Source organism: Polaromonas sp. P1_F6 (genome assembly GCF_056405695.1).
Window position 1 is genome coordinate 96,433 of sequence record NZ_JBFUBQ010000010.1, and the last position, 18,554, is coordinate 114,986.

The following is an 18,554-nucleotide window of genomic DNA, read 5'->3' on the forward strand; positions in this document are numbered from 1 at the left end:
GACCTCATCTCATGGCAACTTCCTCGTCAAAGCTCAAGGAACTGCGCAATCACTGCGTCGCGCTGCAAATGGCGATGGACACAACTCGCACGGCGCGTGCCGATGACGTATGGCTTCACTCAAGTTTCAAGACCTTCATGCGGAAGTACGACGAGCTTGCACGGGCTACACAGGCACTCATTCCCGTCGATGCACCCATCGACCTGTACAACCTGGATAGAGTGCCTTCCGCAGGCAGCACGACGACAATTGAGCAGCGCATCTATTTCGATGAGGTGTACACGAACCTGGTTATTTTGAAAGGGTTTATCGAGGCGAACGGTGGTTTGGGCGAGGTTGAAGCTGAGAACATCCTGAATTTCCTGAGTGCGAACTTACGGAAGGCGATTCACGTTGAGCCGCAGAACGAGAAAGAAGTTCAGAACGCGATTGAGGCCCTCCTGATCGGAAAAGGAATGCAAAAGGGCTTGGCCTACGACCGCGAGACCGGACGTGTCAAGCATGCCGGGAAAGAGTCGATCCCAGACTTCCTCTTCAAGAACGAGCAAATGGTCCTCGAGGTCAAGTTCTGCAACCGCCCCGGAAAACTCGCCGAGATCACCGACGAAATGAACGCGGACATCGTCGCCTACTCGACGGCCTACGAGAGAGTGTGGTTCCTGGTCTACGACATGGGGTTCATCCGTGACGTAGACGAGATCATCGGAGGCCTGGAGAAGGCCGAGCAAGTCAAGTGCGCCATCGTCAAGCACTAGTGGGCGCCATGGGGTCTAACAGGTCGTTCGACGCGGACACGCACCGGCAGTGCGTCGCAAGGCGTGTGGACAAGCCTACGCCATGCGGCGCACCGCCGCCGCGTGCCGGTCAACTTCGACGTTAAAGCGCATGAAAACCCTCGCCGAGCTTTCGTTCGAGTACATCTGGCTCATCATGTTCGGTACAGAAGACATGATCGATTTGGACTACTCTGTCCAATGCCAAGAGTCGCTCTCTGCTCAATTTGAAGGTATCACTGAGGCAGAGAAATCTGCCCTAGTTGCGGTCGCCGTTGCTACTCGCAAACAGCTGCTGGCGGAGCCAGACGAGCATGGGTACACGCCGCGTAAGCTCGTGTCCGAGGAGCAGAAGGCGTTTCTCGATGCCTTCGTCTCCGGGGAGATTTTCGAGCAATGGAAGTAGTGCGCCTTAACATGTCAATCGACGCGGACGCACACCTGCAGGAGGCGGCTTCGCCGCAAAGGGTGGTGGTTCGGTCATTTTTACGTTAGACGCTAGCCCATGCCAACACCTGTCGACTTAGCTGAGAAGTTCAATTCCATTGACGCGCACGACGAAACCGTCGAAGGATTTGCTTTTGTCCCGGCAGTTAAGCGCGGTGCCGGGGCAGAAGTGTCAGTTGTTTTATTCCGCCGTTGGGAAGACAAGCGCCGAGACCTTCGCTTTAGGCAGTGTGCGAGTTTAGAAGTTACCCTGGATGCGGACGTCCTAGTAGGCAACGCGCCGTCAAACACGGCCATGCTTGAAGCCACAGCAGACGTCGATGCGATTCGGCAAGCGATGAAAAGACAAAAGCGCCACTGGAACGTTTCCTATGAGCGGAGCATTGATCCACTTCCGAAGAAGCTTCTGGCGGCCGAAAAGTACGTTCTGTTCCGGGTTCGCCTCTTTGGTGGCGTCCTCAATATCGTGGCCCGCTCGTTTTCCAACAAGCGTCTAACAGCTCCATTGAGCGGACGGCCTTCGGCTGCCCCTCCTGCCAAACGTTAGGCCTCAAAAATGGATCAACTCGAACCGCCAATTGAGGAACTCTGGAACCAACGAAGGGAATGGTTCGAACAGCTTATTCATGCCTACGGCGATCGACATTCCCGCCTGACTGGCGAACAGGCGACAGCTCTGATCTTTGAAGTTCAGTGCTGCTTCTGTGCCGGAGCGTGGGCCGCCGTGCTGATACTCGCATGTGCAGTAATCGAGGCGAACGGCGTAGAGGTCTTTTCAAATGGCCAACGAAAGCGGGCAGGAAAATTGTGGGAGGAACTGAAACTTGGAAAGCCGTATGACGACCTTCGTCTTCGCCGCAATGCTCTTGTACACGTTACTCAGGGTAGCCCGGGACTCACATTGGACAACCAATACGATGATCGTCCGGCTTTGGAATCGGAAGCACGCCAGGCCGTTCAGTTAATGTTTCAGGCCTTCTACCCCAAAGCTGGCGCGTGAGACCTAACCCTTCAATCGAGAGGACGTCTCCCGGCAAGATGGGCGCCGCCTCTCATCTCAAACGTTAGAGCTCACTTTTGAACCAAGTCATTGCATTCATCGTCGTCGAGGTTCATACGAGCCCGTGGGAAGCTCACGTCGCTCGGGCCCTTCTGGAATCTGAGGGCATTCCGGCCTTCCTTGGAAGCGAGCATATCGTGGCGGTTTGGTGGCCCATGTCTATGGTTTTCGGTGGCGTTCGTTTGCTCGTCCGTCGCGAGCATGTGGAGCAAGCGCAGGATGTCCTGACATTGCGCGATCGCGGAGAACTTGAAGCTGCCTTAGCCGAGTCCTATCCATCTGAAGTCATGCGGTGCGCGCGCTGCGGGTCGGAGCAGTTTGTAGGGCGTAAGAGTTGGCCCGCGATCACGCTCGCGGTTATGCTGTTATTCGTCGGCCGTGCAATTTTTCCGCCGGCGAAAGAACTTCGGTGCGTTTCGTGCAATGAGCTCAGGTGGTGAGCTCTAACAGGTCAGTCAAGGCGGACCCTCTACTGCAGGCTCGTTGAGCGTCCTTCCATACTTGCCAAAGCCTATGAGTGTTTCGTGGCCATAGAAAACATCCTCTTTGATGCTGATGGCGTTCTCCAGTACGCAACAAGACACTGGCAACCTGCGCTTCAGTCCGTTCTCAAGCTCGAAGACGAGACGCAAGCCAAAGCTATCCTAGCTGACGTATTCGAAGCTGAAACCGAAGTGCTCGAAGGCGAAGGCGGTTTCACTGAGCGGCTCGATGCAGTACTAGCAAAGTGGGGCCGATCAGGCTTTCTCTCCGAAGCCCTGAGCGTAATTCATGCAATCGAAATTCACCAAGATGTCATGCAATCCGTCCAATCCATTCGCCGCTCGGGCATTCGATGCCACATCGCGAGCAATCAGCAGACCTCTCGCGCAAAGCATATGTCTGAAGCGCTGAACTACAGGGTTCTATTCGACACGGAGTTCTATTCGTGCGTCGTCGGCGTAGCTAAGCCCAAGGCTGGTTTCTTCGAGAAAGTCGTTGCACAACTTGGCTGCGATGCAAGCGCCGTGCTATTCCTGGACGATAGAGCTGAAAACGTCGAGGCTGCAAAACAAGCAGGGCTCAACGCAATGGTTTTCTTTGGCTCAAGCGGTGCGTCTGAGCTTCAGCGCCAGTTAGCCGGCTTTGGCGTGTTCGTAGGGCACTGAGCACAATGCACGAGACGCTCAACCCTTCTATCGAGAGGACTTGTCCCGGCAAGCGGGCCAAGCCTCTCGTGTCAAACGTTAGGCCGCTATGAAAACCGTCTTGATCGACGCTCGCACCATTGACGGCAAGGCTTCCTTCCATGAGGTGTTTGCCTCAGCTCTGGGCTTTCCTTCCTGGTACGGTCGGAACATGGATGCATGGATCGACTGTATGAGCTCCCTGGACGATCCGAGCGACGGCATGTCCCAGGTGATGGTGCAGCCCGGCGAGGTCCTTGTGCTGCTGGTTCAAAATGCCGGCGCCCTCAAGTTGCGCTGCCCCGATCTTTGGCGAGATTTACTTGAATGCGCTGCCTTTGTAAACTGGCGACGCATCGAACGGGGCCAGCCTGCTGTCTTGGCAATCTCCGCATATGCTTAACGCCCCATCTCGGCCTAACAGGTCATTCGACACGAACGTTCTATTGGCTGGCTTTGCTGGCCTGCTGTCCGCCGGTCGGCTCCAGCGTTAGGCCGCCCTCACACATGACTGCTATCAAAGACCTCGAGCCGTGTCACTACTTACCGCTGGAGTGCACCGCACTCCGGGCTATCGGCTGGCTTTCGCCTGAGAGCGAGTACACCCGAGGCAGGGTGTCGGACGAATTCCTTCAGAAGCTCAAAAAGCTCTGCGCAGAGCCGTGGCAACCCGCAGTCAGCGCGGGTCGGCATGCGTGCGAACTGTGTCAGTTTGAGGCGCCTTCGTTCAGCAACAACGTCTTTGTCCCGTACCAGGGAAGCATCTACGTCGCACCCGTAGCGGTTGTTCACTACATTGCCGCTCACTGGTATCTTCCGCCTGAGGAGTTCATTCAGGGGGTACTCGCATGTCCAACCATGCGAAGTCTTGAGTATCACAAAGCACTGCTTGCAAATGGCGGCCGAAGTCTTGTCAGGGCGGCAGCGGCCTAACCTTTCCTCAAAGCAGACCTGCCTACGTCAAACGTTAGCCCACATGCATTTCAAATCTGCTGCAGCTGTAGTAGTCGTATTAGCCTGTTGCGCTTGCTCGCCTGAACAGCCACCCATCGGGCAAAGCCACTTGAGCGGGTTTGCATGCAATGAGGGGCCATATACACTGCGACTGGCAAAGGACTACCGAAAACTCCGGCACTTGCCTGGCTTCGTATCGGAAAATATCTATGAAGGGGAGAACCGGTTCGCTCCAAAGACGCGCAGCCTATTATTCAAAGGACTCTCCATCGACCTGGTCACGCCTTCAAGCGGAGCTCCTCCCCTGTGGGGGACCATTCACATCTCAAGTCCAGACTGGGATATTGGCGCGCCGCTCCGTGTCGGTGCAAAGGCTAGCGAATTGGCTAAGCTAGTAGGAAAGGGGCAGATGGCAGACGGAGAGTGGCGCTTCCACGGGGGAGGGGCGGACGTTCTCGTGATAACTTTGAAAGAACGGAGGGTCTCGGATATCGTCTATGCGTGCTACACGGGCTAACAGTTCAATCGACGCGGACATACTATCGGCGAGCGTTGCACGCCTACTGTCCACCAGTTACGTCCGACGTTAGGCAGCAGAGACACGCCGTTTTTCACTCCGATCATGCGCACCATTTCCATTCACCAAGCTGTTGTCGAAGACCTCGAAGCACTCGCTGTTTTGTTTGACGAGTACCGCCAGTTCCAAGGCCAGGCAGCCAATCTCGCTGCGGGTCGTTCATTCCTCATCGAGCGATTCACTCATAGTGAGTCTGTCGTCTTCATCGCCCTGGCCAGTGGCACTGCCGTCGGCTTTGCTCAACTCTATCCAAGCTACTCGTCGGTCTCTCTCTCACGGGTCTTCATCCTCAATGACCTCTTCGTACAGAAAGCTGTGCGTCGCCAGCAGGCTGCCTCGCAGCTACTTGCCGCCGTCGAGTCGTACGCCTGGTCCTTTGGCGCATCACGCGTGACGCTGAACGTTGCGCGTACCAATGTCTCGGCTCAGCAGGTCTACACTGCGCGCGGTTGGAAACAAGACGAGCAATTTTTCATGTTTCATCGCTTCCCTGCCAGCAATTGAGTATGCTGCTACCTATGCCGACTCCTACGCTTCAAGAAGCCCGCGCCTTCGCAGTTGCCGCACACGGTGAGCAGAAATACGGTGACCGTCCGTATTCGTTCCATCTTGATGCCGTCGCAGCTATAGCCGCACCCTACGGCGCCGAAGCCGTTACGGTGGCGTATCTGCACGACACGGTCGAAGACACGGACGCAACCGTTGCTGAAATTGACAGCCGGTTTGGGTCAAAGGTCGCAGCCTGCGTTAGTCTCCTGACCGATGAGTCAGGTGCCAATCGAAAAGAGCGAAAGGCCAAGACATACGCCAAGTTGGCAGTCGTCAGTGGGCCCACCGAACTCGCTCTGTTGGTAAAGGCTGCGGATCGCCTAGCAAATGTTCGGGCTTGCGTTCAGGACCACAAGCAAGCGCTTTGGGAGCTTTACCGGAGTGAGCACACCACATTCAAGGGCGCAGCCTACCGAGCTGGGCTGTGTGACCCCTTGTGGACCGAATTGGATTCTTTGCTGGCTGACGGTGCCTTCGATGCTCCGAGCTAGCAAGTCGGTCAACACCGAGCCACAACTGCAAGGCGTCGTCGCCGCAATGGTTGTTGCCCGGTTGCTTCAGTTAGGCGACCCCCTCCATGTCTGAGCAACCTACAGCGACGCAGTGGTGTCTTGTTGGAAACATAGTTGAGCACCGGCGGGCTGGTGTTGAGGGCGGTTTTCAGAAAAATGGCGCACCGCATTTTTCTGGCGGGACAAAGGTCTACAGTTTTCCCGCGCGGTGGGGGGACGGATACGAAAATACTGTGGTTGTCGGTAGRCATCGTGGGTCAAAGCGCTTTGTTCGAATGGTCATACCCTCTGCTTGGATCACCAACTGGCGCGCTCAGGTTGTTTATTCACCCGCCGTTTTGGGTTTGATCACCGAGTATTGCGCTCTAGGTCATCCCAATTGGAAATCCAAGGAAGAGGTGGAGACCTTTGTGCAGTTTCTTCAACCCCGCGCCGCTTAGCCCTTCGGTCAAGCGGAACGCCCCGCCAACAAGCCGGCAGCGCGCCCCTTATCCCCAATGCTAGGTCTCAATATGCCTCAATTCGCGTGGGAACCTCTGGAATTCATGGAGACGCTCGGCGTCGCGCCGGATGAAGAGGAAGATGGCACCTCGTACCACTACGTCGTGATGCGGGCTGATTTGCGCCTCGAACTCACTGTATGGCCTATGAGCGCCGATGTCGCGCTGAGCATATGTTCGGCATCTCAAGCCGAGCCTCTTGTGAAATTCAATCTGTTGAACTGCCCGGGTGCCAGGATCGTCTCGGACAAGCGAAGCAAATTCATTGAGTTCGCAGGTGCCAATCTGTTCGTAGGTCGCTATGACCCCACGGCCCCGGCGCCCTATGGCTTTAGGGTTTGGGTTGATCCGTACCTCCAGGTGGAGCCCTATGCATACGATATCTAACCTGCCCATCGAACGGACGTCTTTCAGTAAGTCTCGCTTGCTTCCAGCACCTCGTATCGAACGTTAGGCATCATGGCAATCCAACGCAACGTCCAGCAGCAGGCGGCCGAGACGCTAGCCACGATCAGACGAGCGGCGTCCATTGGCGCCGCCCTGCCTCAGTGGCTTCGCTCAGCACTGCAACAGTGCGCCCTGCCGCCACAAGCCGGTCTGTTGGCACGCTACTTCACGGTGCCCGAGCAAGAAGGCGATCTCCATGCAGGCATCTGGCTTACCGATTCGTTGGAGTTCTGGGCGTTTGAGGTTATGGTTTCGCGGGGCAACCAGCAAATGCTTAACGTTGAGGAATTCACCAATGCCACGTCGTCGTATCCAGCCCTCAAGGCACGACCCGGAACAGGCCCATCCTTCGGCTATTTGGCTCGCCAGGTGCTTCATGAGATGCGCGGTGCTTAATCCATCGGTCCAAGGGACGTCTTGCGTCAAGGCACAGGCTGCCCTTACGTCGAACGCTAGGCCGCAATGAGTTCCGCATTCGCGTTTGGGAAGTCCATCTGCTGGGGAACGTCCGGCGCAATCGAAGACGTTCTATTCCGCGCAGCTGATCTTTCGGTTGAGATGCTTGGCATTAGCGATCCGGTATCCGTACTTCTTTCCGAAGAACGAGCTCAACACTGGGGCGGCAAGGTGGTCGATTTCACATCGCTCGAAGATTCGCTCGGCCCTTTGGCGGCGGTATTGAACCGCGCGCGTGAGCAGGCTCTTGCTAGCGGCGAGTTCACTGAACTCGGCACCAACTGGCTCACTGGCACACTCGCTGACTTCTGCCGTCAACTGCGGGCACCCGGCCAAATTGAAGAGCTCTAATGTCGTGTTCAATGCGAAAGGCCCAGTCGGATAGACATCTGATCTCGCAGTGCCCATCGTGTTGAACTGCGCTGAAGTCTGACCCGAGTTTGGAGTGAACCCCTTGGACTGGGCCACGAGGAAGAGATGAACTGATACGCTGGCCGGACCTTCCCGGCCTGCCTGATGTATTTCAGAAACGAATTTCCCCACCCCATAGAAACTCACCCGTCCGCCAATCTAGTTCGAAATAGTATTCGCCGGCTAGTTCTACCCAAGCCTTGATTCCGAATTGACCAACTTGTCCGTTTGTGGGGTGTGCGTAGGGGCCACTTACTCCCCAAAAAGAGGTTGGGGGTGCATTAGATGCGGGATTATTGGCGGTGGTAAGCGGCCAAGGGACCGTCAGACGCATGCGTTCTTGACCAAACGCATCGAGAAGAGTGCAATTATTGGGAGTATGCGCGCGCTCGCAACAGAGGAATCCACTGGCGTCAGGAAGGAGATGCCACGTCATCTCTGCAGTATCAACGGGTCTCTTTATGTGACGCCCTGCTACTGTCCAGCTATACGCAACGATTTTCTCCCCGAGTTCTTCAGACTTGTGGTTCTTTAACCAATCCAAGAATTCGGCATCCAATACCTCTACGCCGCTGGAGCCGTGCAGGGTGAAGTTGTTAACAACGTTCATGGGTGACATCACATAAATGCTGCTAAAAAAAACATTAATCCGTTTTAAACGGCTCTTATGGTGTTGAGTTGCGCCGCTAGTTGACCCAGTGGGGCAGATTTCGACGGAACTCAACAAGCAAGTCGGCCAGCTTTCGTCGTGCTCGGCGGGGAAGTTGAACGATTAGTTGCCTTCCGTAGGAAGGAGTTTCATTACCCGCATCTCATGAAGTAAGTCGTCAACTTCTTCTTTGGGAATATCTTTAAGCACAACATCAAGACCAGGGTCTGCCAGCAGCTTATTAACTATGCCCAGGTGATACTGTGCCTGCTCAGGATACCAACCACCCAACAACATCAGAGCAGTCACCTCGAGCATGAGAATCTCAACTGGTAGACGGTATGACCACTCCGTTGTGGCCAAAGAAATGACATCCTGGTGGGAATAATTCTGCGCAATCCCCATCTCTCGACAGCCTCGAAGGTAGTACGACGCGACTTCTCTTTTTATCTCCTCATAGGTAGCGCGAACATAAGCGGTCATGGTTCTCTCTTCGATCACCCCACTGTTGAATTGCGTTTCTGCTTTAACCGTGTCAGATTTCGACGGTATTCAACACATTTACAGCACGTTGTTGTAGTCGTACAAATATTCTTCATATTCTGAGTAAGTCCAAACGTGCCCGTCTAACCTATCAATCATGACGACGCCGCCCGATTTTTCTGCCTCTGCGTTGCCCGGTATGAGATCAAAAGCCCAAAATAGAGGTGGAACCTTCTGATGGCGTATTGAGATCGCCACAGATGCCTCTAAGGTTTTTGCATGTTTAGTAGCGAGATCAAGAGCAGTCTCCATTGCTATGGTTTCATGATCCCTGTATGCAATCGGAACACTAAAGCAGGCTATCCCGTTACGCCTCAAGTCCGACACCACAGATACCAACTTAAGCCTATCTACGTTGGCATGCAAGAAACCTACATACGACTTCTCGCTGTCATAGATAAAGCTCTCATCGAACAATTCGATGAATTTGAGTCGATCTGATTTCACAGCATCATAAAAATACAGATCACACTTTTTTTGCATATCATCTCCAACAATACTAATCGTGGGCTCAAGGACGAACAACGACGCCCTTGCCCGTAAGAACTGACCCCAAGGAATCAATGGGGACCGAGTAGCTTGATCCTGTACCTAACGGCCAAGGATCGCGAATATTTGCCATGCCACCCTTCACAGAATCCACAACAATGGCATGAACACCACCGGTTTCAGTCTTGACATTGACAATAACTGATGCGCCATTTTTTGTAGCTGCAGAAATCGATTCAACTGTGGTCGCTGTTGAGTATTCGGCTGTACCGGTGAATCCAAGATTTTTTAGACCCCCCGGGATATTTGCGAGCGATGTCCCACTACCGTCCGTGAGTATCGCGCTTCTTACGTAAGCCTCTGGCGTATTCGTCAGATTCGCGGCCATCCTGCAACTTGCTGCAGCACAGGAAAAGTCAAAGGCTTGACCAAGCGTCGGGTTTGCTGGCGTATACGGCAAACGGGTAGTGTTCGTAAATAGGCCTTCACCATTTCCGGCAGCTGCCCCAATGTTATTTTCAATCCGCACCCTGGCAAGCGCAGCCTCCGCCTCCTGACCGGCTAACCGCCGCCCTGCCGCGTCGACCAGGTAGCGCTGTCCCTGGCTCACTGCTACTTTAACGCCCAGCGCCCCTAGTGGAATGACTTCAAGTGCATTGGTGGGAAGGAGAAGCTCCGTACCCACATAGACGCCGGCACCCAGCATGTTTTTAAGACTGGTGGGGTCGCCCCCGCTACCCAAGTCCACCGCCCAGCCGGTGATTTCGCCTTTCCAGTTGACCAAGGCTTTGATTTGAAATTTTTCCAGCTCTTTAGCCAAGGGTTGTAAGGCTTCCGCGTTACGCTCACCAAATTTGGAGAGAATGTTCCCCACAACAATGATATTCAGGTGATTTAGGCCATAAGCTTTTGCCGCCGGATCGAGTGCGAGTTGAGCTTTGCACTCTGTCGGTGATAAGTTGATGCAGGCATTAAGCAGAGCTTGATTGCGCAGCCCGTCCACGAGTTCCAGACCCGCGAGCTCGGCCTCTTCTCGCTGGGTCAACGTGCCATTGGCTTTTTTTGCCCGCAGGGCATTTCGCTTTGCTTCTTCGTCGTGACTCAGCCAGTTATTCACCACCTCATTACCCGCAGCAGCCCCACCTGCAGGGCCGCCCACAGTCGCACCCACCGCCGTTGAAGCAATAGCCGTCAGGGTGCTAGCCAACGGTCCACTGATGCCTGCGTCAGCAAGCGCCTGCGCCACCATCGGCGCAGTCAGAGTCCCGGCAGCCGCACCAACCGCTCCGTCGGCGCCACCTGTCAGGCCGCCAATGACGGTATGCAAAGCCAGGCGCAACACACCTTTGCTGCCCCAGTTGTCTTCGAGATCTGTGGCTTGCGCCTTCAATGCATTCTTGCGTTCTTCATTGGCTTCGTTGTCCGCCTGATCTCGCAGCGCAATGGCTTCGTTAAGTTTGATCTGGGCATAGTCGCCTACGGCCTTGGACGCATGTTGTCCGAAGTACTGCGTGATTTGGGTTCGAGCGTTGATTTCTCGCTGTACCTGGTCGGCATCAAATATCTTCTGCAGTCCCGCCTCCGCATCGGTGCTTCTGACGGCGGTGTTTCCAGCGATGCCGCTGATGCCCGCACTGCTGGTGCTGCTGGCGTTGCCGCTCTCGCTGCCGAGACCCAAGCCCATGCCGCTCAGGTCCAGCTTTCCTGTTGGCTGCTGGCTTGTCCCCATGCTGATGCTGACGGATTTGGCGGTGTAGCTGGCGTTGTTCTGTATGTCCGCAATGCTCAGCGTGCCGCCTGTACGAAAGCTGTTCTTCTGGGCATTGACAGCCTGGGTGTCGCTGGCGATGACGCTGCCCAGCAAGGCGGTATTGCCCGCCACGCTGACCTGGAAGCCGCCGCTTCCGGCCTTGATGCCGCTTTGCAGGCCGACGCTGTTGAAGTTGGAGTCGATGTTGCTGTTCGATGCGCTGACGCTACCGCTCATCTTGCCGAAGCCGACGCTCAGACTGCCTCCCAAGCTTTGCTGGCTGCTGGTATAGGTACTGCTGTCCTGCAAGCTCTTGATCAGCAGATCGCCTCCAACGTCGGCCTTGACCTGCTCGGCCTTGACAACCGCGCCTTGCAAGGTGGTATCGCCACCGCTGGTGATCGTGACCAGCTGGCCGGCCTTGACCTGGGTGTTGGTGTAGCCGGTGTCTGCGCCGTCGCCCCGGCCCTTTCCAGCGCTGGCGCTTAAGTTCAGCAGCAGACCGTCTGTGCCATAACTGATGCCTATGCTGCCGGAACTGCTGCTGTTGGTGCTTTTCTCGCTGGAGGTGTTTTGCGCGGCCAGAAGGTTGACCTGGTTGTCCGCCAGAAGCTGCACAGCCCGCTGGGCCTCTACCGTACTGCCTTGAATGGTCAAGTTGCTGCCTTGTCCGGCACCAGTGGCGGCAATGATGACGGTGCCGCCTGCGCTGATGGTGCTGCCGCGGGCGGTATCGCTTTGGCTGAGGGAGTTGCTCTGACTACTGGAGCTGCCGATGCTGAGGGCGACGTTGAAGCCGCCCGCTTTGTCCGCGTCGGTTGAGTCGCGGCTGGCGGGCGTGCCGTCGGGGTTCTGGCCTCCCGTCGCAATTTGCCCTTCCTTGCCGTTCATCTTCGTGCCTTGACCTGCTTTGACGGCATTGGCGACATTGTTGATTGCGAGGGCGGAATTAGCAGCTGCCAGACCCTTCATCCGGCTGTCTTTGGTATTGTCGGCAGCCTCGCTCATCTGGCTCATGGTTTGCATCGCGCTGAGGAACGGGGAAGTGACCTCCAGCGACAAGCCGCTTTGCTTGAACTTTTGCTCGGTTTCGCTGCGATTGGTCTCACGGGCCTCAACGATGTCGACCTTCTTGGCGACGATAGTCACATCTCCGCCCGGTGCCATCACATCGCTGCCGACCTGCTTGTAAACCTCATTGGCCACTAGCGTGACGTTGCCACCAATGCTGCCCACGGTGCTAGCCGCAGCGGTGGTGCCTTGGCTCTTTTGATCGGTGGACTGCTCGCGCGTGCCGATAGTGATGCCCGCGCCGCCACTGAGTAGGCCGGATTCCTTCTTTTCATAGAAGGACGTCGCACTGCTGGTGTTCTGCACGGCCTCGATGTTGATGTTGTTGCCGGCCGCCAAGGTCGTGCCGAGGTCGCTGATGACGGCACTGCCCTTGACGTTGATGTCCTTGCCGGCCACCACGGTCACGGTGTTGCCGCCGAAGCTGGAGTTCACGGCATTGGCCTGCGCTGCGGAGCGGCGCTCGGTGGTGCTGGTGGAACCGAAAAGGTCGCTCTCGGCAGTGGTCAGGCCCCAGCCAAAGTTATTGGTCTGCTGGCCCGCAGTGATATTGACGTTGTTGCCGGCCGTGGCCGTCAGGTCGCCACCAGCCTGAGCACTGGCAGCGGTGGCGTTTAGATCCTTGCCGGCGTTCAGGCTCAGGCTGCCTGCAGTCTTGATCCGGCTGCCGACCTCCGCGGTTTGGTGGCTTTCCAGGTAATCAGAACCCACGCCGCGGACCAGGCTGGTGTCGCTGCTGGTGGCTACAGTACCCAGGTTGATGTTGTTACCGGCGCTGATCACGGTGCTGCCATTGGCACCATTATTCGCGATGACACCCGCAATGATGTTGGCGTCACGTCCCGCGCTGGCCACCAGGGTGCCGCCGGGGTTGCTGACATACAGGCCCGCCAGTCGGTCTATCCCGGTCATGCTGAAGCTGTTGGAACTGGTACCGCTGGTCTGGTTGCTGGCACTGCTTGTGGTGGTGACGATGTTGAGGTCGCGACCGGCCACGGCCGACAGGCTGTTAGCGGCGCTGATGGTGCCGCCGATGTTGTTGAGGTCGTTGCGCGCGGCAATGGCTACGGCATTGCCGGTGATACGGCCGCCGAGGTTTTGCACATTCTCGGTGGTCAGGTTGACCACAGTACGGCCTGCCACGGTACCGGTGTTGGTCAGGTCGCCTGTGAGGTTGATGTTGATTTCGCGGCCGGCCAGCAGGGTGCCTGCACCGTCGATGTCGCCGGGCTGCACGCGCACATAGACCTGGGGCACCAGGACTTTGGCTTTGCTGCCATCGGGCAAAGTGACTTCCTGTTCGACGAGCCAGACGATGTCGCTGGTGAGCCGCGCCATCTGCTCTGCAGTCAAGGCAATGCCGGGTCGCAGGTTCCACTGCTGGGCGAAGGTCACGCCGGCGTCCATCAGGCCTTTGTATTGGTCTTCGTTGTTGACGTAGTTGCCGACAAAACGCTGGCCGGTGAGCAGCGCGATTTGCTCCTGGATCAGGCGCTGCTCGTAAAAACCATCGCCGAGCCGCTTTTGCGTAACCGCCGGGTCGAGCGAAAGCGCCTGCAACATGTAGTCCGAACTGAGCCAGTTGCGGTAGTTGGCAAAGCGCGGGTCGGTTTCGATCAGGAAGCTGCCTGCCGGGTTGGGGTTGGTGCGAAACAGGCTGGTATTGGGAACACCCAGGTTCGGTGTACTGGTGCGCACCACGGGCATGGTGCCGCTGACGCCACCCACGGCTGCCACGCTGGACGTGACCTGCACAATCCCGGCGCTGCGCGCAGCCGCGAGAGCGGCGCCAGCGGCACTGGTGTTCACCCCGGTGTTGGCGATCACAGCGTTCGCGAGCTGCATCCCTGAAGCAAGGCCTTGAGCGGCAGGAGAGGTCAGGCTTTGGCTGCGGGCTAGGTTGAGGGTGAAGGTCTGCGGGACATCCTGCACATAGGGGGTATCGCGGTAGGCATCGTAGTTGTAATCGCAGCCGCTCCAGCTGCCGCAGCCCTCGTTGTAATTACTCCAAAAGTAGGCTGTGCCGCTGCGCTGCCCGGTCACATTGATCACGCGGGCACGGTTCTCAACGGCGCGGCCCGTGATGTTGAGCGCGCCTCCGGCGATGATCTGGCTCTGGTCGTTGACTAGGGCGTCACGGGCGTTCAGCGTCATGGCACCGCCGCTCAGAATGCGGCCGGGGGCGCTTTGCGTGATGGCAGCGGTGTAAGCCGTGCTGTTGTAGTCCCGAAAACCGTCGTAGGACACCGCATTTGCAATGATCGTTTCCTTGACAGCCATTAGCCGGCGATTGAATTCGAGCCACGGTGCAGCCGCTGCATCCCAAGCCAGCTGTTCTGGCGTGTCTCCTATCGGCGGGCATGTTCCCAGCCCCTCGAAGTCAAAGCAAAAATAGAAGGGGGGCCTGTCTCCAGCGGGAGGGCTCACAGTGGGAACAGTCAGCCCAAAAAAAGCCCACAACGATGCGTCTGCAGGAGGCATTACTCTCATAGAGAGGCCGTTGTCGGCGGTATTGACGAGTGCAATGGCACCGTCGTTGCTGTAGAGATTTCGGTAAAAAACCGTGGAATAAGGACTGCTTCCTGGAATCACTCTGCCCTGGATCGCAGCACCGCCGCCCGTAAAGTATCCGCCATGGCCAGCGGGCGTCAATGCATCTCCGCCCAATGTCCAGGCCCCATCTGCGCTGCTGAATGCGCCCTGGGAGGTCAGGTATTCCCGCGCGCCCGCTACGGTAGTGGCCTGCAGGTTGTAGGCGAAGCCGGCGTTGGTGTTGTTGATCTGGACCGCAGACGCATCCAGCTTGCCCAATGCCTCTATGATTCCGCCGTTGTTGTTGATCGCCTGCGCCATGCCCGTTGCCTTGCGATTGGCATCCAGGGTGCCACCCAAGGCCATGTCGCCTCCGCTGAAGATCAATGCACCATTGCTGTTGTTGATCGTCGTCGCGCCTATGTCGAGCTGCTGGCGCGCGGCTATGGTGGCGGCGCGGGTGACGCCGCCTACGGTTTCGGCGTCGTTGTTGACGGTAGTGGCGGCGATGCTGAGGGTATTGCCGTAGATCCGGCCAGTGCCGATGTTATTCAGCGTGGTGGCGTTGATCTCGGTGGTTTGCCCGTCGATGAGGCCGCGGTTGGTGAGCGTGCCGGTAGCGGTGACGCGAGTGGTGGCACCGGTCATTTCACCGGTGGCCGTGTTGTCGATGTTGGTGGCAGAGACGTCCAGCGTACCGCCGGCCTGCAGCTTTCCGCTGTTGGCGATGTTGCCGGTGGTGCTGAAGCTGGCGTTGCCGTTGGCGATGATCTCGCCGGTGTTGTTGAAGTCGGTGTTCAGCGCCATGCTGAAGGCGCCGCGTGACAGTAGCCTGCCGTTGCCCGAAGCACTGGCGGCAGTGATGGCAGCGCTCTGGCCGGCGATCAGCGTGCCAGCGTTGTTGGTGATGGCCAGCGTTCTGGCTGCTGGGATGGCGGCGCTGTCTTGCACCGTGGCGGTGTTGCCGGCGCTGATGAGGCCGGCGTTGTTGTTGAGCGTTCCGCCGCTGGTGAGCGTCGCGTTGTTGTCGGCACGGATGGCGCCGCTGTCGTTGCTGATGGTACCGGCCGTGATGGCGACGTTGTTGCCCTCAATGCCCTGGTTGACGCCCAGCGTGTTGCTGTTGATGACGCTGCCTGCGGCTAGCGTGGTGGTTGCGGTGCTGCGCACCAAACCACCAGCGTTGTTGAGGGTGCCCGTGCTGGCGTTGATACCTACGTCACCCACGCCCTGAACCTGCCCGCCTCGGTTGTCAAAACCCGTGCTGGTGAAGCTGATGGCTGATTCGCCCACGATCTGGCCCGCCGCCGTATTGCTGACAGCGGCGGTGCTGGCGTTGAGCGCGGCCTTGGCACCCACGAAGCCCGCTGCGTTGTTGATATCACCTGTGGCGAGCGTCATTACGCCCTGAGAGGTGATGCCGCCTGTGCCGCTGGCGTAGGAGGCCGCATTGGTGTTGGTCAGCGTCTGGCCGTTGGTGTTGATGCCCAACGCCGCGCCTGCCTGGATAAGGCCGGCGTTGTTATTGAGTGCGCCGGTCTGCAGCGTGGCGCCTTGCGCGGCGGCAATCGTGCCAAAGGCGTTGTTCAGGCTTTGACCGCCTGTGTTGATGGCGATGTTGCGGCCGGTGATGCTGCCGGCTGTGGTTTGGCCTGCGGCCTTGGCATTGGTGAGGCCCACATTGGCCAGGGTGACGTCGCCGGCGGCTTCAATGCGGCCGCTGTCATTGATGGTGGCGCCCGTCGTGGTGACGCTGGTATTGCTCTGTACAGAGGCGATTACGCCCCGGCTGTTGTCGATGCTGGCAGCCGTGAGGGTGGTTGCGCCGTTCGATGCGAGCAGGCCCTGGACATTGCTTAAGGCGCCCGTGGTGGCGGTGGTCAGGCTTGCACCTGCCGTGATCTTGCCCAGACTGTTGTCCAGCGTGCCGGTATTCAGTGTGGCCGCGCCGCCCGCGGCGATCTGGCCGTTCGCCGTGTTGTCCAGCGCAGCGGTGGTGGTCAAGCCCAGGCTGGAGATGCCCGCGGCCTGAACCAGGCCGCCCTGGTTGTTGAGACTTTGCGCGCTGACGGTGGTGTTGCCGTTGCTGAGGATTTTGCCGGTGCTGTTGTCGATGGCGCCCGTAGCCGTGACGTTGGCGACACCCAGGCCGGACTGGTTGATGGTGCCGCCGCGGTTGTTCAGCGTACCCGCCGCGATGCTGACGCCGCCCGCGGACAGCGTGGCGTTATTGTGGTCGACGGTAGTGGCCGACAGGCTGACTGCGCCGGTGCTGGCGATACTACCCCGGTCGCCGCTGAACGTTGTGGCGTTGATGGCCAGCGTGCCGCTCCCGGCATGCTCTAGCTTGCCATCGGTATTGACGAAGGTGGGCGCGGAGAGCGTGAGGTTCTGGCTGTTGGTGGCAATGCGACCCGCACTGTTGTTGAGCGTGCCGATCGTCGAGGTGAGCGCAATCGTGGTGTTGCCTGTGCCAGTCTGGACAATCTCGCCGCCGGCGTTGGAAATATTTTGAGCCGCCAGGTTGAGCCGGTTGGCGGAAACCACGGCGCCGTCAGTGCGCAGCGTTTGCGCCGCACTGGCGCTTAGCGCGCCCTGCGCATTGATGGTGGTGCGGCTGGCGTCGATGTTGCCGGTGCTGGCTGCCACAGAGATATTTTGTCCGCTGAGTTTGCCGTCGGCTAAATTGACCTGCGTGCCCGAGATGCTGGAATTGCCTCCTGCTGCGGTCTGGCCGTTCAGGTTGACAGTGCCGGCAGCGCCTACGCTTAAGCTGCCGCCGGGCGTGAGTGTGCCGTCGAAATTGAGTCCTGCAGCGACGACAGAGCTAGCCGCGGAGTTGATCGCAGCACCGGCACCGGTGGCCTGCAAGCTGGTGTTTCCGAGCGCGGCAATGAGGCCGCTGCCGCTATTGCTGATGCCGCCTTGTGCGGCCAACGCGGTGCTGCCGCCGGCGTACACCGTACCGCTATTGGCAATGGCGCCCTGCGCGCTAGCTTGCAAATTGCCCGCGGCCTGCAGCGTGCCTGTATTGGTGAGCCAGCCGTTGGGCTGCAATACCAGATCGCCACCAGTGGCGGCAATCACGCCGGCGTTGCGCACACCCAGGCCGGTTTCGGTGCCGATCAGGAAAATCTTGCCGGCATACATGCCGCCGACCTGGGCCACGTCAATCGCATAGGTCGGTGCAGGGCCGGTGCCGGCTATCGGTGTGGCGCTGGTCTGTGTCGCATCAATCTGGTTGGCACCGGTCGTCACGCGGAGTTCTTTGGCCCAGATGCCCGCGTTGAGCTGCACGGCGCGGGCGAGGATACCGGTGTAGTCGGCTGTGCTGGTGTCCAGGCCTGCGCCGTTCACCGTGATGCTGCCGCCCTGCACGCGAAAACCGTCAAGCGCCCCGCTGTTGAGCACCGGGCTGCCGGTGGTGAGGGTGACACGGCTGGCATTGAGAAAGCCGCCGCCATTGACGTTGATACCCGCCGGGTTGGCGATGATGACCTCGGCACGCTGGCCGGCGACTTCGACATAGCCCCGGATCTGGCTGGGGTTCGACGAATTCACTTCATTGAGGATGACGCGGGCTGCGCCTGTGGCCAGCCAGGGGTTGGCCCCGACGAAACCGCCGAGCTGGGTCTGCACATTGCTGCGGCTGTTGTTGAGGATGACGC

General features: G+C 58.1%; 17 protein-coding genes. 13 read left to right on the forward strand and 4 right to left on the reverse strand.

Annotation, left to right across the window (positions count from 1 at the left end; genetic code table 11):
• Positions 1-11 precede the first annotated feature (11 nt).
• The 13 genes from AC1DY9_RS21255 (at position 12) to AC1DY9_RS21315 (ending at position 7,792) form a co-directional block, all read left to right on the forward strand.
• A complete protein-coding gene (locus tag AC1DY9_RS21255) occupies positions 12-755 on the forward strand; it encodes a PD-(D/E)XK nuclease domain-containing protein (RefSeq protein WP_477667575.1) in 744 nt (247 codons plus the stop codon).
• Positions 756-885: 130 nt separating this feature from the next.
• Entirely contained in the window at positions 886-1,179 is a 294-nt protein-coding gene (locus tag AC1DY9_RS21260) for a hypothetical protein (protein ID WP_477667576.1), read from the forward strand.
• Between the two features lie 99 nt (positions 1,180-1,278).
• Complete coding sequence (locus AC1DY9_RS21265; protein ID WP_477667577.1) at positions 1,279-1,767, forward strand: hypothetical protein; 489 nt, start codon at positions 1,279-1,281, stop codon at positions 1,765-1,767.
• Between the two features lie 9 nt (positions 1,768-1,776).
• Complete coding sequence (locus AC1DY9_RS21270) at positions 1,777-2,220, forward strand: hypothetical protein (RefSeq protein WP_477667578.1); 444 nt, start codon at positions 1,777-1,779, stop codon at positions 2,218-2,220.
• A 77-nt stretch (positions 2,221-2,297) separates the two neighbouring features.
• Positions 2,298-2,720: a putative signal transducing protein gene (locus tag AC1DY9_RS21275; protein WP_477667579.1), complete on the forward strand. Its 423-nt coding sequence runs from the start codon at positions 2,298-2,300 to the stop codon at positions 2,718-2,720.
• A gap of 84 nt (positions 2,721-2,804) precedes the next feature.
• Positions 2,805-3,428 carry an HAD family hydrolase gene (locus AC1DY9_RS21280; protein WP_477667580.1) on the forward strand — a complete coding sequence of 208 codons (624 nt, stop codon included), beginning with the start codon at positions 2,805-2,807 and terminating at the stop codon, positions 3,426-3,428.
• A gap of 100 nt (positions 3,429-3,528) precedes the next feature.
• Positions 3,529-3,849: a barstar family protein gene (locus AC1DY9_RS21285; protein WP_477667581.1), complete on the forward strand. Its 321-nt coding sequence runs from the start codon at positions 3,529-3,531 to the stop codon at positions 3,847-3,849.
• Between the two features lie 104 nt (positions 3,850-3,953).
• Complete coding sequence (locus tag AC1DY9_RS21290; RefSeq protein WP_477667582.1) at positions 3,954-4,379, forward strand: DUF7919 family protein; 426 nt, start codon at positions 3,954-3,956, stop codon at positions 4,377-4,379.
• Between the two features lie 643 nt (positions 4,380-5,022).
• Positions 5,023-5,481: an N-acetyltransferase family protein gene (locus AC1DY9_RS21295; RefSeq protein WP_477667583.1), complete on the forward strand. Its 459-nt coding sequence runs from the start codon at positions 5,023-5,025 to the stop codon at positions 5,479-5,481.
• Positions 5,482-5,495: 14 nt separating this feature from the next.
• The gene (locus AC1DY9_RS21300; RefSeq protein WP_477667584.1) at positions 5,496-6,017 is read left to right on the forward strand and encodes an HD domain-containing protein; all 522 of its coding nucleotides are present in this window, start codon (positions 5,496-5,498) and stop codon (positions 6,015-6,017) included.
• A 566-nt stretch (positions 6,018-6,583) separates the two neighbouring features.
• The gene (locus tag AC1DY9_RS21305) at positions 6,584-6,925 is read left to right on the forward strand and encodes a hypothetical protein (RefSeq protein ID WP_477667585.1); all 342 of its coding nucleotides are present in this window, start codon (positions 6,584-6,586) and stop codon (positions 6,923-6,925) included.
• Between the two features lie 72 nt (positions 6,926-6,997).
• On the forward strand, positions 6,998-7,381 hold the full coding sequence (locus tag AC1DY9_RS21310; protein WP_477667586.1) for a hypothetical protein: 384 nt from the start codon (positions 6,998-7,000) through the stop codon (positions 7,379-7,381).
• 66 nt (positions 7,382-7,447) lie between these two features.
• Positions 7,448-7,792 (forward strand): hypothetical protein, encoded by a 345-nt coding sequence (locus tag AC1DY9_RS21315; RefSeq protein WP_477667587.1) that lies wholly within the window; start codon positions 7,448-7,450, stop codon positions 7,790-7,792.
• A gap of 172 nt (positions 7,793-7,964) precedes the next feature.
• Here AC1DY9_RS21315 and AC1DY9_RS21320 read toward each other — a convergent pair whose 3' ends face one another.
• From AC1DY9_RS21320 to AC1DY9_RS21335, 4 genes are all read right to left on the reverse strand, one after another.
• Positions 7,965-8,576 carry a hypothetical protein gene (locus AC1DY9_RS21320; protein WP_477667588.1) on the reverse strand — a complete coding sequence of 204 codons (612 nt, stop codon included), beginning with the start codon at positions 8,574-8,576 and terminating at the stop codon, positions 7,965-7,967.
• Positions 8,577-8,624: 48 nt separating this feature from the next.
• A complete protein-coding gene (locus tag AC1DY9_RS21325) occupies positions 8,625-8,984 on the reverse strand; it encodes a hypothetical protein (protein WP_477667589.1) in 360 nt (119 codons plus the stop codon).
• 78 nt (positions 8,985-9,062) lie between these two features.
• Complete coding sequence (locus AC1DY9_RS21330) at positions 9,063-9,527, reverse strand: hypothetical protein (protein WP_477667590.1); 465 nt, start codon at positions 9,525-9,527, stop codon at positions 9,063-9,065.
• A 28-nt stretch (positions 9,528-9,555) separates the two neighbouring features.
• Positions 9,556-18,549 carry a hemagglutinin repeat-containing protein gene (locus tag AC1DY9_RS21335; RefSeq protein ID WP_477667592.1) on the reverse strand — a complete coding sequence of 2,998 codons (8,994 nt, stop codon included), beginning with the start codon at positions 18,547-18,549 and terminating at the stop codon, positions 9,556-9,558.
• Between the last annotated feature and the right edge of the window lie 5 nt (positions 18,550-18,554).